The 15,624-nt window shown below is 57.1% G+C and carries 15 protein-coding genes; 11 read left to right on the forward strand and 4 right to left on the reverse strand.

Translation table 11 applies throughout. The features are described 5' to 3' along the window. The first annotated feature begins 119 nt into the window (after positions 1-119). The 4 genes from nudC to BLU89_RS15445 are packed head-to-tail and all read left to right on the forward strand — an operon-like array spanning position 120 to position 2,682. Positions 120-1,103, forward strand: coding sequence for an NAD(+) diphosphatase (gene nudC / locus BLU89_RS15430; RefSeq protein ID WP_074737740.1), 984 nt, complete (start codon positions 120-122; stop codon positions 1,101-1,103). 39 nt (positions 1,104-1,142) lie between these two features. Then, positions 1,143-1,610 (forward strand): SRPBCC family protein, encoded by a 468-nt coding sequence (locus tag BLU89_RS15435; RefSeq protein ID WP_074737741.1) that lies wholly within the window; start codon positions 1,143-1,145, stop codon positions 1,608-1,610. A 14-nt stretch (positions 1,611-1,624) separates the two neighbouring features. Continuing rightward, complete coding sequence (locus BLU89_RS15440) at positions 1,625-2,101, forward strand: GNAT family N-acetyltransferase (protein WP_074737742.1); 477 nt, start codon at positions 1,625-1,627, stop codon at positions 2,099-2,101. 41 nt (positions 2,102-2,142) lie between these two features. Continuing rightward, entirely contained in the window at positions 2,143-2,682 is a 540-nt protein-coding gene (locus tag BLU89_RS15445; protein ID WP_074737743.1) for a chloramphenicol phosphotransferase CPT family protein, read from the forward strand. A 13-nt stretch (positions 2,683-2,695) separates the two neighbouring features. On the opposite strand, the gene BLU89_RS15450 is transcribed toward BLU89_RS15445, so the two are convergent. After that, the gene (locus BLU89_RS15450; RefSeq protein ID WP_074737744.1) at positions 2,696-3,529 is read right to left on the reverse strand and encodes a prephenate dehydratase; all 834 of its coding nucleotides are present in this window, start codon (positions 3,527-3,529) and stop codon (positions 2,696-2,698) included. Positions 3,530-3,650: 121 nt separating this feature from the next. Between BLU89_RS15450 and BLU89_RS15455 the strand changes: the two genes are divergently transcribed. From BLU89_RS15455 to BLU89_RS15475, 5 genes are all read left to right on the forward strand, one after another. Further along, complete coding sequence (locus BLU89_RS15455; RefSeq protein WP_074737745.1) at positions 3,651-4,160, forward strand: c-type cytochrome; 510 nt, start codon at positions 3,651-3,653, stop codon at positions 4,158-4,160. A 171-nt stretch (positions 4,161-4,331) separates the two neighbouring features. Continuing rightward, positions 4,332-6,242 carry an extracellular solute-binding protein gene (locus tag BLU89_RS15460; protein WP_074737746.1) on the forward strand — a complete coding sequence of 637 codons (1,911 nt, stop codon included), beginning with the start codon at positions 4,332-4,334 and terminating at the stop codon, positions 6,240-6,242. A 1-nt stretch (position 6,243) separates the two neighbouring features. Continuing rightward, positions 6,244-7,338, forward strand: a complete 1,095-nt coding sequence (locus tag BLU89_RS15465; RefSeq protein WP_074737747.1) for a microcin C ABC transporter permease YejB — start codon at positions 6,244-6,246, stop codon at positions 7,336-7,338. Further along, complete coding sequence (locus tag BLU89_RS15470; RefSeq protein WP_074737748.1) at positions 7,339-8,445, forward strand: ABC transporter permease; 1,107 nt, start codon at positions 7,339-7,341, stop codon at positions 8,443-8,445. Next, positions 8,442-10,019, forward strand: a complete 1,578-nt coding sequence (locus BLU89_RS15475; RefSeq protein WP_074737749.1) for an ABC transporter ATP-binding protein — start codon at positions 8,442-8,444, stop codon at positions 10,017-10,019. The genes BLU89_RS15470 and BLU89_RS15475 overlap by 4 nt, the downstream gene beginning before the upstream one ends. A 22-nt stretch (positions 10,020-10,041) precedes the next feature. Here BLU89_RS15475 and BLU89_RS15480 read toward each other — a convergent pair whose 3' ends face one another. Then, the gene (locus tag BLU89_RS15480; protein ID WP_074737750.1) at positions 10,042-11,967 is read right to left on the reverse strand and encodes an elongation factor G; all 1,926 of its coding nucleotides are present in this window, start codon (positions 11,965-11,967) and stop codon (positions 10,042-10,044) included. Positions 11,968-12,181: 214 nt separating this feature from the next. Then, a complete protein-coding gene (hemN, locus tag BLU89_RS15485) occupies positions 12,182-13,537 on the reverse strand; it encodes an oxygen-independent coproporphyrinogen III oxidase (RefSeq protein ID WP_074737751.1) in 1,356 nt (451 codons plus the stop codon). Between the two features lie 61 nt (positions 13,538-13,598). On the opposite strand from hemN, the gene fnrL reads away from it, so the two are divergent. Then, on the forward strand, positions 13,599-14,342 hold the full coding sequence (gene fnrL / locus BLU89_RS15490; RefSeq protein WP_074737752.1) for a transcriptional regulator FnrL: 744 nt from the start codon (positions 13,599-13,601) through the stop codon (positions 14,340-14,342). Positions 14,343-14,387: 45 nt separating this feature from the next. After that, positions 14,388-14,642 carry a GlsB/YeaQ/YmgE family stress response membrane protein gene (locus BLU89_RS15495; RefSeq protein ID WP_074737753.1) on the forward strand — a complete coding sequence of 85 codons (255 nt, stop codon included), beginning with the start codon at positions 14,388-14,390 and terminating at the stop codon, positions 14,640-14,642. Between the two features lie 47 nt (positions 14,643-14,689). Here the strand turns inward: BLU89_RS15495 and BLU89_RS15500 are convergent, their stop codons facing one another. Further along, positions 14,690-15,529, reverse strand: coding sequence for a universal stress protein (locus BLU89_RS15500; protein WP_074737754.1), 840 nt, complete (start codon positions 15,527-15,529; stop codon positions 14,690-14,692). Positions 15,530-15,624: the final 95 nt, after the last annotated feature.

A 15,624-nucleotide genomic window follows, 5' to 3' on the forward strand; every position in this document is an offset into this window, starting at 1 on the left:
CAATTTCTGGGGCATCGCTGCGGTTATTCCACGGCAGGACAAAAAAATGTTTGGCGAATACCCGTTGCACCGTCTGTAAAGACGTGGCAGCCCTTGCCCAGTACTCAGGATCGGCAGGCATGAAACGCGCAGAACAGGTGACATTTGGTGGCTCGGGGTTGGATCGGGCGGGTTTGCTGCGCAGCGATGCTGACAAGTTGGCACAGGCTTATCGTGATCCTTCGGCGCTCTGCGCGCTGCTATGGCGCGGTAAGCTGCTGGTTCGGGGCGAGGCGTTGGATCGGCTTGCCCTGCTTCCCATGAACAACAAGGTTCTCGAACAAGGCCCGGGTGGCGTGGTCGAGACGCCAGTTTTTCTTGGCAAGACGGATGAGGGCGCGCCGCTTTTTGCTATGGATATCTCGGACTGGTCGGCTGAAGGGCTGGATATGTCTGGCGTCGGGGATTTTGTAGACCGTAGTGAGCAACAGCATCCCGACCTGCCCGAAGGTTATGTCTTTGCCGAGCTGCGCCGGATCATGACGCGGCTCAGCCCGCGAGATGCAGAACTGGCCGCGTCAGCCAAGGCGGTGATTGGCTGGCACGAAACGCACCGCTTTTGCGCCCGCTGCGGCGCGCGCAGTGAGATGTCTCAGGGCGGATGGCAACGCAGTTGCCCTGCGTGCGGTGGGCAGCACTTCCCGCGTACAGATCCGGTAGTCATCATGCTGATAACGCATGGAAACTCTGTTCTGATGGGGCGATCCCCCGGCTGGCCCGAGGGGATGTATTCGCTGCTGGCCGGCTTTGTCGAACCCGGCGAGACGCTTGAAGCGGCGGTTCGGCGTGAGGTGATGGAAGAGGCGGGTGTGCCCGTGGGTGAGGTGCGCTACCTCGCCAGTCAACCATGGCCCTTTCCCGCATCACTGATGTTCGGGTGCGCAGGCGAGGCGTTGTCACGCGATATCCACATCGATCCGGTCGAGATCGAAGATGCGATGTGGATCACCCGAACCGAGATGATGCAGGCTTTTGCCGGAGAACACCCCAAGTTATTGCCAGCCCGAAAAGGTGCGATTGCGCATTTTTTGTTGCAGCATTGGCTTGCAGACACATTGGACTGACTAGAAACTGGACCCAATCAAGGGCAGAGAAAAGCGATCATGCAGTTTTCAGCGCAGGAAGATATCGAAGTTCCAATCGCCACGGTTTTCACCATGGTCTCGGATTTCGAACGCTTTGAACGCATGGCAATGCGACGTGGAATTGACGTAAGGCGCGCTTCAGGCTCGGCTTTACCGCAGGCGGGCATCACCTGGGAGACCGAATTCAGGATACGTGGCAAGCCACGCCAGATCACCATCGAGATGATCGAGTTCGACCAACCTTTACTGATGCGGTTTCAATCCAGCAGCAAGGGTATGAACGGCGAAACGGTAGTCGAGTTTCTGGCGCTTTCGCAACGCCGGACACGTCTGCGAATTGAGACGTCTCTGGGTGCGAAAACGCTGCCTGCGCGCCTTTTGCTTCAATCTCTGAAATTGGGACAATCCCGGTTCCGGCGGCAATTCCAAACACGCCTGAGCGAATTCGCGCGAGAGCTGGAAGAACGGCATCTTCATGGCGTCTGAGGTCAGTAAATAATATGGATAAGCCAATCATACGAGCGGCCGTCGAAGCGGATGCCGAAGGCATTGCCGGTGTGCTGAAAGCACTTGTAGCCGCTGGAAAGCGGCACAAACCCAGCGATGCCTTGTTTGCTCTGTCACACTACATCAGTGATCCCGAGCGTATCCGGTGCAGTATTGCATTGGCGCCTGATGGTGAAGTTCTGGGTTTTCAATCGTTGAAGCTTGCAACCGAAAACAACCCGTATGAGGTTGCAGTCGGGTGGGGCATCATCGGGACGCATATTAAGCCGACTGCTGCGCGACACGGTGTGGCGCGCGCACTGTTTGAATCGACGCTTGCTGCTGCTCAGCAAAAGGGATTGCCTGCCATTGACGCGACGATAGGGGCCAACAATCCTGAAGGGCTTGGGTATTACGAGGCCATGGGGTTTCGAGAATACCGGCGGATGGAAGGTGCGGTATGCAAGGTCTTTCGTGTCTCCGAAGACTGAAATCGCCCGGTAGGCTGCGCATGATTGGACTGTCTTTCTGAATGTCACAGATCATCATTCTCCACGGACCGTCCAGCAGTGGCAAAACCACTCTGGCCCGCGCTCTTCAAAAGAAAGCCGAGGTGCCGTTCTGGCACATCTCAATCGATCATCTGCGGGATTCAGGCGTGTTGCCGATGCAGCGCTTCCAGAGCGGGGATTTCGAATGGATGGTCGAGCGGACTAGGGTCTTTGATGGGCTCCACGCCTCTCTTGCGGCATATGCAAACGCGGGCAACAACCTGATCGTTGAGCACATTCTTGATACGCCGGGATGGCTCGAAACACTGAAGCGTGATCTGGTGAACCACGATGTCTTGTTTGTCGCGGTGCATTGCCCGACCAATCTGCTGATCCAGAGAGAGCGTGCGCGCGGCGATCGCCCGCCCGGAAGTGCTGTGAAGGATCAGCAGACAATTCACCAGGGCAGAATGTATGATCTCGAGGTCAGCTCGCCGGCTGGCGTTGAAATCAATGCCGATCTCATTCTCGACGCATGGCGCAGTGGTGTGCGCCGATCAGATTTCGCGCGCCGGGGCTAGCTGATCCTGACCGTTACCCACGGGGTTGCGCGGCCGGATAGACGCCAAGCACCTCAACATTGGTGGTGAAGTGTTCGAGTTCTTCCATCGCCAGTTGCACGTTGCGGTCCTCCGGGTGACCAACGATATCGGCATAGAACTGGGTCGCGGTGAATGAGCCGTCCACCATATAGCTTTCAAGCTTGGTCATGTTGATGCCGTTGGTGGCAAACCCGCCCATCGCCTTATACAGCGCCGCCGGAATGTTGCGGACCTGAAAGACGAAACTGGTGATCATGCCGTGATCACCGCGCTGCGATTCGTCGGCCTCTCGCGACATCACCAGAAAGCGAGTGGTGTTGTCACCTTGATCCTCAACGTGGCGGGCCAGGACCTTGAGGCCATAGATCTCGCCCGCTAATTCACTGGCCAGCGCAGCCGAGTGTTTGTCACCGACCTCAGCAACCTCGCGCGCGGCGCGGGCGTTATCGGGGCTGACCCGGCCGCGAATTTCATGTTGCTTCAGAAAGTTTGCGCATTGCGGCAGAAGGACGAGGTGGGAATGCGCCTCGGTGATATCTTCCAGGCTGGCACCGGGTACGCCCAGCAAATTAATATGCACACGCACAAAAGCTTCTTCGATGATATGCAACCCGCTATGCGGCAACAGGCGGTGGATATCTGCAACGCGGCCATAAGTGGTGTTCTCAACCGGCAGCATTGCCAGATCAGCCTCGCCCGAGCGTACCGATTCGATCACATCTTCGAATGTCCGGCAGGGCAAGGCGTCCATATCGGGGCGCGCGTTGCGGCAGGCCTCGTGACTGTAGGCGCCAGGTTCTCCCTGAAATGCGATGCGATTGCTCATTTGGTCGTTTCCGTGCAACAAGTTCTTGAATTGGGCGTTTAGTCGCGGTGTCTATACCTTGCCTCTTCTCAGGGGAAGCCTTAGACACCCCGAAGACAGCTAAAGTGGACTCGCGATCAAAATGTTCGACACGATGACAGTTACCAAGGCCGCAGCCGGCCTGTTTGGAACCTTTCTTGTGCTTCTTCTGGCCAAATGGGGGGCGGATGTCCTCTATAGCTCAGACAGCCATCATGCCGAAGCCGCTTACATCATCGAAACCGAAAGCTCGGGCGAAAGCGCTGACGGCGAAGAAGTGGTCTTCGAAGACATGCTGGCAGCAGCCGACCCGGAAAAGGGCGCAAAAGTATTCCGCAAATGCACCGCTTGCCACAAACTGGAAGATGGCGCGAATGGCACGGGTCCGTACCTGTATGGTGTCGTGGATCGCCCGGTTGCGTCGGCAAATGGCTTCACCGGCTATTCGGCTTCGATGCAGGCCCATGGCGGCAACTGGACGCCCGAAGCGTTGGATGCGTTCCTGACCAAGCCTGGCAGCTATATCTCGGGCACTTCGATGAGCTTTGCCGGATTGAAAAAGCCGCAGGACCGCGCCGATTTGATTGCGTATCTGCAGACCATCGGCAATTGATCTTTTGATCATCCCGTATGAATTCAAAGCCGCTGCGTCATGCAGCGGCTTTTTTTGTCTTGGAAGAACTTCACAAAGCGTTCACGCATTCTAAACTTGCAACTGACAGTGCTGGACCTTTAGCTGGCGCGCACGAGAATGAAGATGACAGAGATTCAGAGGACGAGCCTAATGAAACCCCTTCTGCCGCCGATGCGCTTAACCGGAATTCACTCTTGGGCAGTGGCATTGGGAATTTCGGCAGTGATTGTTATGGGCTGTGGTGATGCGGCCAACGCCTCTGACGAAGGTGTCACGCGCAGTCACGGGTATTCCTATTTCGGAAATCTGGACTACCCTGCTGATTATTCTCACCTGAGCTACGTCAACCCGGATGCGCCAAAGGGCGGGGAACTATCGTTGGCGGGATCGGGTACGTTTGATTCGCTGAACCCCTACTCACGCAAGGGGCGGGCGGGGGCATTGACCACGCTTCAATATGACCCGCTGATCGAAAGTACCTCGGACAGTGTGGGGCAATATTATGGGGTTGTTGCGGAAAGCATGGAGTACGACGAAGGTCGGAACTATGTGATATTCCATCTGCGTCCCGAGGCGATGTTCTGGGATGGAACCCCGGTCACTGCCGAAGATGTGATCTATAGCCACCGCCTGTTTATCGAACAGGGGTTGCCATCTTATGCGCAAGCCGTCGGACGCATGGTCACCGGGGCCGAAGCACTGGATGACCACACTGTCAAGTTTACCTTCAGCCCGGATGTCACGCGGCGCGGGTTAATCGAAACCGTGGGATCAACTCCGGTGTTCTCAAAAGCCTGGTTCGAAGCGGACGAAAGCCGCCGTCTTGACGAACCCCGGCTCGAAGTTGCTGTTGGTTCTGGCCCATATAAATTGGACAGCTACGACATCAACCGCCGCATCGTTTACAAGCGCCGCGACGACTATTGGGGCAAGGATTTGCCGATCAATGTGGGACGCAACAACTATGACACCATTCGGATCGAATATTTCGCGGATCAGACCGCCGCGTTCGAAGGATTCAAGGCCGGTGAATATACAATGCGGATTGAAAGCGACCCAAAGCTGTGGGCCTCAAACTACGATTTTCCGAAACTCAGTGATGGGTTTGTCGTGCGCGATGAGATCGTTGATGGCAGTCCTCCGACACCATCCGGTTTTGTCTTCAATCTGGGCAAGCCGCAGTTTGCCGACAAGAATGTACGCCAGGCGCTGGCGCTGGCGTTCAACTTTGAATGGGCAAATGAATCGTTGATGTTCGGCCTGAACGCGCCGCGCAGTTCCTTTGTGCAAGGTACCCATCTTGAGGCGAAAGGTGCGCCGGAAGGCGCAGAGCTGGCGTTTCTGGAGGCATTGGGAGATGTCGTGCCGGCCGAAGTGTTTAGTAACCCTGCGCTTGTTGTGCACGAATCCAATCCGGCCCGGTTGAACGACCGCCGCAATCTACGAAAGGCATCAAAGCTACTGGATGACGCCGGATGGCCAGTGGGCGATGGCAACGTGCGCCGTAATTCTGAAGGGCAGACATTGAAGGTCAACATCCCCTACGCATCCAGTATGCCAACCTCGACCGCCACGATGATCGAGACCTATGTGCAAAACCTGCAGTCGATTGGCGTGGATGCATCGGCTGAGAAAGTGGACCCTTCCCAGTTCACGCTGCGGCGGCGCGAGCGTGACTACGACATGGTATATTCGAACCGGTACGGCTCGTTCCTGTCGACCGGCGGCGGGCTAAGCCAGATGTATGGCTCGGAAGAGGCTGCGTTCAGCCTGTTCAATCCCGCAGGTCTTGCCAGCCCTCTGGTGGATGCGGTGATCGAGGCCTCGTTCGATACCGAGAATCAGGCCGAACAGGACGCTGCGCTGATGGCGCTTGACCGTGTGTTGCGCTATGAGTTTTTTATCGTTCCCGATGGGTATGTCGCAGACTATTGGACGGCGTATTACGACATGTATGAATATCCCGAAAACCTGCCCCCGTTCACGCTTGGGTATCTGGACCTGTGGTGGGTCAACCCCGAAAAAGAGGCTGAACTGAAAGCCAAAGGCGCGCTGCGGTAACATGGGCGCCTATATTCTAAGACGCCTGTTGCTGGTCATACCGACCCTTCTGGGCATCATGATTGTCAACTTCACGCTGGTGCAATTTGTACCCGGTGGTCCAGTCGAACAAATCATCGCGCAGATCGAAGGTCAGGGTGATGTCTTCGCCGGGTTTGCCGGTGGCGGTGATGCTGGCGCAGGGGCCGAACCTGCAGGCGGGGGTTTTGATGACAAATATGTAGGCGCACGTGGCTTGCCGCCTGAATTCATTGCTGAGCTAGAGAAAGAGTTTGGCTTCGACAAACCGCCGCTCGAACGCTTTCTGGGCATGCTGGGCAACTATCTGACGCTGGATTTTGGTGAAAGCTATTTCCGATCGATCAGCGTGATCGATCTGGTGCTCGAGAAGATGCCAGTGTCGATCTCGCTCGGCCTGTGGTCGACCCTGATCGCGTATCTGGTTTCGATCCCGCTGGGAATTCGAAAGGCGATCAAAGACGGGTCGAGTTTCGATACTTGGACCAGCGGCGCGATCATCGTGGCCTACGCGATCCCCGGTTTCCTATTCGCCATTCTGCTGCTGGTGCTGTTCGCGGGTGGGTCCTATTGGCAGGTTTTCCCGCTGCGTGGGCTTACGTCTGACAATTGGGACAGCCTCAGCCTTGTCGGCAAGATCGTGGATTATTTCTGGCACATTGCCCTGCCGATCATCGCGCTGACGATCTCGGCCTTTGCGACGCTGACCCTGCTGACCAAGAACTCGTTTCTGGATGAGATCAAAAAGCAATATGTCATGACCGCTCGTGCTAAGGGGCTGAGTGAGCAAAAGGTGCTCTACGGCCATGTCTTCCGCAACGCGATGCTGATTGTGATCGCGGGCTTTCCGGCGGTGTTCATTGGCGTGTTTTTCGGAGGCTCGATCATTATCGAGACGATCTTCTCGCTGGATGGTCTGGGCAGATTGGGCTTTGAGGCAGCCGTAGCACGCGACTATCCGGTGATCTTTGGCACGCTGTTCATCTTTGGCTTGATGGGGCTGGTCGTCGGCATCATTAGTGACCTGATGTATGTGCTGGTTGACCCACGCATCGATTTTGAAAAGCGGGAGGGGTAAATGGCACTTTCCCCTCTCAACCAGCGCCGTTGGCGCAATTTCCGACGCAATGGTCGAGCGTTCTGGTCGCTGATCGTATTTTCGATCCTGTTTGGTCTGTCGCTGTTCGCCGAATTCATCGCCAACGACAAACCGATCCTGGTGAATTACCGGGGTGAATTCTATACACCCGTGTTCAATTTCTATGCCGAAACGGAGTTCGGCGGCGATTTCCAAACCGAGGCGATCTATCGCGACCCCGAGGTCAAGTGTCTGATCGACAGTGGCGGGCTGGAAGAGTGTTTCGACGACCCCGAAGGCATCATCGATGAGATCAGGGCAGGCACTTTCGAGGCCGAAGGCTTTGAACGAGGCTGGGCTGTCTGGCCTCTAATCCCTTATTCATTCAATACCAGCGTGGATCGGCCCGGCGCGGCGCCCCTGCCGCCCAATGGCCAGAATCTGCTCGGTACTGATGACACCAAGCGCGATGTGCTGGCTCGGGTAATTTACGGATTCCGTCTGTCGATCCTGTTCACGTTGATTGTGACTGGCGCCGCCAGTCTGATCGGCATTTTCGCCGGCGCTATTCAGGGCTTTTTCGGCGGCTGGCTGGATCTGATTTTTCAACGCATCATCGAGATCTGGTCGTCTACCCCCTCGCTCTATGTGATCATCATCATGTTCGCCATTTTGGGTCGAAGTTTCTGGCTATTGGTCATCCTGATGATCCTGTTCAGTTGGACCGGGTTGGTGGGCGTCGTGCGCGCCGAATTCCTGCGGGCGCGCAACTTGGAATATGTTCGTGCCGCGCGGGCGCTGGGCGTGGGTAATATGACGATCATGTTCCGCCACATGTTGCCCAACGCGATGGTCGCTACGCTGACTTTTATGCCGTTCATCGTGACTGGCACTATTGGTGGACTGGCGTCGCTGGACTTCCTTGGCTTTGGTCTGCCGTCCTCGGCCCCCTCGCTCGGAGAGCTGACTTTGCAGGCAAAACAGAACTTGCAAGCGCCTTGGCTGGCCTTCACCGCCTTCTTCACTTTTGCCATCATGTTGTCGCTGCTGGTCTTCATTTTCGAAGGCGTGCGGGATGCGTTTGATCCCAGAAAGACCTTCTCATGAGCCTTTTGGATGTGAACAACCTCAAGGTCTCGTTTCGGCAGGACGGGCAGGTTTCTGCCGCAGTAAAGGGCGTGTCCTTTACCGTGGATCGGGGTGAAACGGTGGCTCTGGTCGGAGAATCAGGTTCAGGCAAATCTGTGACGGCGCTTAGCACCGTGTCGCTGTTGGGCGATAGCGCAATTGTCGAGGGCTCGGTCACTTATGACGGGCAAGAGATGATCGATGCGACCGAAGACAGGCTGATGGACGTGCGTGGCAACGATATCAGCTTTATCTTTCAAGAGCCGATGACCTCGCTCAACCCGCTGCACACCATCCAGAAACAGTTGGCGGAGTCTCTGGCACTTCATCAGGGTGTGAGTGGCGACATTGCCCGAGACAGGATTGTGGAACTGCTGACCAAGGTCGGCATCCGCGACCCCGAGGAACGTCTGGATAGCTATCCGCACCAGTTGTCGGGCGGGCAGCGTCAGCGCGTGATGATTGCCATGGCGCTGGCCAACAAGCCGGACATCCTGATCGCGGATGAACCCACAACTGCGCTGGACGTCACGATACAAGCTCAGATTCTGGAGCTGCTGGCCGAGTTGCAAAAAGCTGAGAACATGGGGATGCTGTTCATCACTCATGACCTTGGAATTGTGCGGCGCATCGCCGATCGGGTTTGCGTGATGAAGGATGGTGAGATCGTTGAAACCGGAGCGACATCCGAGATTTTTGACAACCCGCAGCACCCCTATACGCGCAAACTGCTGGCGGCAGAGCCTTCCGGGCAACCCGGCGCGGTGGCCGCGGACGCCGAAGAGGTTGCGCGCACCGATCACCTGAAGGTCTGGTTCCCGATCCAACGTGGCTTTCTCAAACGAACCGTTGGGTATGTGAAGGCTGTCAATGACGCGACGCTCAGCGTCCGCGCGGGCGAAACGCTTGGGATCGTCGGCGAGAGTGGCTCGGGCAAGACGACGCTGGCGCTGGCCATCATGCGGCTGATCGCGTCCGAGGGTGGGATTACCTTTCGGGATCAGGACGTGCGACGCTGGTCCACGCGCGAGTTGCGGCGGCTGCGTAAGGACATGCAGATCGTGTTTCAGGACCCGTTTGGCAGCCTCAGCCCTCGTTTGACCTGTATGCAGATCATCGCCGAAGGGCTAGCCATCCACAATGTCGACCCGCATCGCGCCCCGCGCGAGTTGGTGGCCGAAGTGATGACCGAAGTTGGGCTGGATCCTGCCGCGATGGATCGCTACCCGCACGAGTTTTCGGGCGGGCAGCGCCAGCGGATCGCCATCGCGCGCGCCATGGTGTTGCGGCCAAAGCTGCTGGTGCTGGACGAGCCGACAAGCGCGTTGGATATGACGGTGCAGGTGCAGATCGTTGACCTGCTGCGTGATCTGCAACGGAAATACGGGTTGGCCTATCTGTTCATCAGCCACGACCTGAAAGTCGTGCGCGCGATGTCCCATAACGTCATCGTCATGCGCAACGGTGATGTGGTCGAGATGGGTACTGCTGAAGATTTATTCGAACACGCCCAAACCGATTACACACGTGAATTGATCGCGGCAGCGGGCTGACAGGCAGCCCGCGCCTTCGGCCTCAGGCCATTTCCTTGTTTTTGGCTGATGCGGGGACGGGGCCGCGCAACTCTTCATAATGATCGAACTTCAGCTTGACCCAGCCAGTACCACGGGTGGCGCTGGCGAGGGTTCGATGCAACTCGTCCTCAGCTACGGCCGGAAGCTGAGCGTTGAAGATTTCCCAACCTGAGGCGTTCGGGTTGCCTTCGAAACCCAAAACTTGACCCTGCAGCGAACTGATCGTCGGGACCAGATCGCCGACAAAAGTCGACGGCAGGTGAATCTCGGCGTTCAGGATCGGTTGCAGGACGACCGGTTTCGCCTCGGATAGCGCTTCGCGCACTGCGTTTTTGCCAGCCATGCGGAAGGCATAGTCAGAGCTGTCCACATTATGATGCTTGCCGTCGCTGAGCGTCACTTTGACGTCCACCACAGGGAAACCTTCGGGGCCTTCGATCAGAGCGTCCTTTGCCCCGTGTTCCACCGAAGGAATGTAGTTTCGAGGCACCGCGCCACCCTTGACAACTTCTTCGAACTGAAACCCTGATCCACGTGGCAGAGGCGCAATCGTAAGAACCACATCGGCAAATTGACCCGCACCGCCGGATTGTTTGCGATGGCGGTGGCGATACTCAACCTTCGAACGGATGGTTTCGCGATAAGCGGTTCCAGCGGTTTCCGCCTCAATCTCGATCCCGAAATCTTCGTCGAGTTTGGCCGTCACGCGGCGCATGTGCTGCGGGCCTTGTGAGCTTAGGATGGAATGACCGCTCAAATCGTCCTGTACCAGATGCAGACCGGGGTCGATTTCAACCAACCGGGTCAGCGCGTTCGATAGGCGCACATCGTCGCGTTCATGCGCAGGTGAGACGACTTGACGATGCGCGGCAGGATGTGAAGAGGCCCATTCTGGCAGCGCCGTTGCTGCAGCGCTGTCATAGATGAAACCGGGGTTGAGGTGATCTGATTTGACTGCCAGGCCAATCTGCCCGGCCTCCAGCGCGCCGATCTGGGTCTTGGCGTCCAGTGTGGTCAGATTTCCGACGGTTTCGCCGCCCAATGTTTCGTGCGCTTTGACCCCATCGCCCAGACCGCGCAATACAGTAATCTTGCCGATATGCTTTTTCACATCGGCAAAGCCTGCAATTGCGCGCGCCGAGCCTTCGGCCTCATCCCGATCGGCTGCGATGTTGAATTCCGGCGCTTCATGGCGCAGGGCTTTCATCAACCGGGTCAAACCGTTGCCATGGCTGGCTGCACCCAGACAGGCCGGGATCAGCTGGTGGTTTTGCAGAACCTGCGCGGCCAGCTCATAGACCTCTTCGCTGGGTGGCTGCTTATCCTCGATCAACTGCTCCAAAAGATTGTCATCAAAATCTGACAGGGTCTCCAACAGCTCGGTTCGGGCTTCCTGTTCGCGGTCCTCGACCGATTGCGGCAATTCGATCAGGGCCGAAGGTTGACCCTCCTGATACTTCCACGCGCGTTCCGAGATCAGGTCGACAGCACCGACGATGGCATCCCCCTCGCGGATCGGAACCTGACGCAAGGCGATGTGGTAAGTGCAATAGGTCTGAAGCGCGGCAACGATATCGCGTATGCGGCCATTCGGGCTGTCCATACGGTTGATGAAGAGAAAACTGGGAATGCCTGCCTCTTCTACCAGTCTCAGATAAGGGGCACACAGGACAGCGGCGTCCGGATCGGGGGGGACCACGATCACCGCCGCGTCCGAGATCGCCATAGCCGGGCCGACATAGGCCAGCGCATCGCCGCCTCCGTCCACGTCCACCGCGCACCAAGGCTCGTCCAAATAAGAAAAACCGTGCAGATGCACGGTTCCGGCGACATCGAATGTGGTCGGCCGCCCGTCGAGGCGGCTGATCGTTTCGACCAAGGTGGATTTGCCCGATTGGCTGGGGCCGAGGACGGTGAAAACGCGCATAGGTGTTGTCCCTCTTTCAGTTGCAACTTGGCTGCACGAAATGGGCTGTCGAACGCGAAAGCGTCGGCACGGTCTATCTGGTACTCGGCCTGCCTCAGGCGGCGGAGAGATACGGCTCCCCACCCCTTAAGTGTGGAGAAAACCAGAGGCGGGCGTCAAGCCCCTCATGCAGGTTCGAATCTGACCGTCCGGTGGGCCGGCCTGTCCGAAGGGATCATATCGCCGAACTGTGCCCGGCTTTGCTCAGGTCATATGCGTCAAAGTTGCGAGCGATCATGCGGGTCAGTGCTCGCGCTTCGGGCGGTATGAATAAACCGTTTTCGTCCACGCGCAGTAACCCGTCGAAGGTCGCGTTCGCCGATGCATACATCTGCTGCAGTTCGGTGGCAGTAATGTCGAAGTCGCGCAGAATTTCGTTCGAATTGATCTGGAAATCGCACATCAAAGCTTCGATGAGGCGGGAGCGCAGAATGTCCTGACCTTTGAACAAATGCCCACGCGTTGTAGAAAAACGCCCATCGCGGATAGCCTTGGTGTGGGCTGAAGTTGCCGGAGCATTTTGCGCGTAACCTTGAGGGAAACGCGAGATTGAACTAGCGCCCAGTCCGATCAGGATCGGGGCTTGATCGTCCGTATAGCCCTGAAAATTCCGTTTCAGCTGACCGGCGCGCAACGCGTGGGTCAGTCCGTCGTCCTGAGTCGCGAAATGATCGATCCCGATTTCTGCGTAGTTGTCCCACAGGAACAGACGCCGGGCGGTTTCGAAAAGCTCGAGACGTTGTTCCGGCGTGGGCAGCGCATCAGATGGGATCAACTGCTGGCGCTTGGCCATCCATGGCACATGCGCGTATCCATACAGTGCAACCCGATCCGGGTTCAGAGAAAGCAGCTTTTGCACGCTTTCGGTCATGCGGGCCTTGGACTGATGCGGCAGGCCATAGAGGATATCCGCGTTCAGGCTCGTAATCCCGCGTGCGCGAATCATCTCGGCGGCTTCGAGGGTGGTATCATAGCTTTGGATACGACCGATGGTCTTTTGAATCTCATCGTCGAAATCCTGCACACCGATTGACGCGCGGTTCATGCCTGCCTCGGCCAGCGCATCCAGCCGGGCTTCGTCAATCTCATTCGGGTCAATTTCGACCGAGAATTCGGCGTCTGGGCCCAGTGGGACAATCTCGAGGATTCGCCCGGCCAGCTCGCGCATCAGGTCTGCGTTCAACAAGGTCGGCGTGCCGCCACCCCAGTGTAACCGGGACAATGTAACACCTTCGGGTAGACGCGCGGCCAGCAGGTCCAGTTCGGCCTTCAGAACGTCCACATAGGCAATGACCGGGTTATCTGTCTGGGTGCCTTGTGTCCGGCAGGCGCAGAACCAGCACAGCCGGCGACAGAACGGTACATGGATGTAAAGCGAGATCGAACTGCCGGGGGCAATCCCGGAAATCCAGTCGCCAAACAGGTCAGCCCCTACGTCATTGTTGAAGTGGGGTGCGGTGGGATAGCTGGTGTAACGCGGTACTTTCGCGTCAAATAGTCCAAGCCGTGCCAGTTGAGGTTTCAGTGTCATAAAGATATGACTATAGCGGGAGGGCCCAGGGTACTTTGACCGAAATCAAATGGAAACGCGAATGACACTCAAGGCCCAATTCGACCACACCAATTGCGGCGAATGTCCGATTCGGCATCGTGCGGTGTGCGCGCATTGCGAACGAGACGAGCTGAAAGAGCTCGAGAACATCAAGTACTATCGCAGCTTTGAGGCAGGGCAGACGATCATCTGGTCCGGCGATCCGATGAATTTTGTCGGCTCGGTCGTGTCGGGCATCGCGTCTCTGACCCAGACGATGGAAGATGGGCGCACGCAGATGGTGGGCCTGTTGCTGCCCAGTGATTTTGTTGGCCGCCCCGGGCGTGAGACCGCGCCGTATGACGTGGTTGCGACCACTGATCTGGTGATGTGCTGCTTTCGCAAACACCCATTCGAAGACATGATGGTTAAAACGCCGCATATCGCGCAGCGCCTGTTGCAGATGACACTGGACGAGCTGGATGCGGCGCGCGAATGGATGCTGGTGCTAGGACGCAAAACCGCGCGGGAAAAGATTGCCAGTCTACTCTCGATCATCGCGCGAAGAGATGCGTCGCTACATCACTCCGGTATGGCTGGTCCGATCGTGTTTGACTTGCCTCTGACGCGCGAAGCGATGGCCGACTATCTTGGATTGACGCTGGAAACCGTCAGCCGGCAGATTTCCGCATTGAAGAAAGATCAGGTCATTACGCTTGAAAGCAAGCGCCATGTGACGATTCCCGATATGGGGCGCCTCATGGAAGAGGCAGGTGATGATACGGATGGCGGGTTTCTGGTCTGACGACTGAGTGTTCCGGCGTCGGTCCCAATTTATCAGGAGTTTACAATGGGTTTCAGCAGTGTTTTGGCCATGGTTTTCATCGGCGCGATTGCTGGGTGGCTGTCCGGAAAGATCATGGAAGGGCGCGGGTTTGGCCTGATAGGCAACATTATCGTCGGGGTCGTCGGTGCATTCTTGGCAGGCACGATCTTTCCTGCCTTGGGCTTTGCTGTTGGCGGCGGGTTGTTCTCTTCGATCTTCTTCGCGACAATAGGTGCGGTAATCCTGTTGTTCCTGATCGGACTGATCCGCAAGGCTTGAGGGAAAACCGCCCCTTTCTGGGGGCGGTTTTCGGATTTATAGGTTTGTCAGTGAGCCAGAAACACCGGTACTTCGGATTGTTCCAGCATATTCCGGGTCGCACCGCCCAAAATGGCTTCGCGGAAACGCGAATGACCATAGGCGCCCATGACAATCATGTCGGCTTCGGTGTCAGCTGCATGGCGGTTGAGGATATCCGAAACACGCGTCATCGTCTTGCTGAGCACGTCGATTTCGCATTTCACCCCATGCCGCGCCAGCAACTGAGACAGCAGCCCGCCTGGGTCCGAGCGATCCGGCCCATGACGTGGCGGGTCAATCACGACGATCCGCACAAGTTCGGCGCGCTTCAGAAATGGCAACGCACAGCGAATGGCTCGCATCGCCTCGACGCTTTCATTCCAGCCCACTATCACGGTTTTAGGAGAAGATACCGGTTTGGCGTTGTCAGGCATCAAAAGAACAGGGGCGTGGCCCTCGAACATGGCGGCCTCGACGATCGGTTCGGCTTCGGCGTCTCGGTCTTTGCCATAGGGTCGCGGCAAAATCACGAGATCCGAGAAGCGCGCCCGACGCGCCACGTGCCGCCCGATATCAGCGATCTGGGCCACGCCGTTTTCCGCCGACCACCGCACACCCGACTTGCCAAAATAGGTCTGGGCATAGGCAAGGATCTCATCGGATTCGGCATTGGCACGGCTCAGGGTTTCCTGCAGGATCAATGCGTTGGCGCCGGCATAATAGTATCCGGTCTGACTGCGATCAACGCCAAGACACAGTGCTTCAGCATGGGCATCCTGTGCTTCCGCCAGCGCCACGATCTGCGCCAAGGCCGTTTGAGAAAGCTCGGTTTCCGTCATGACTGTAAGAAGGGATTTATATGCCATGTAGCCCTCGTATTTCTGGTTCCGCCTCGTGCGGATCGCGCACTTGATTTCTGAAAAATACCTGTCACAGAAATCAGGGGCTTGTCTTGACACAG

This window comes from Ruegeria halocynthiae (genome assembly GCF_900106805.1).
Taxonomy (GTDB): domain Bacteria; phylum Pseudomonadota; class Alphaproteobacteria; order Rhodobacterales; family Rhodobacteraceae; genus Ruegeria; species Ruegeria halocynthiae.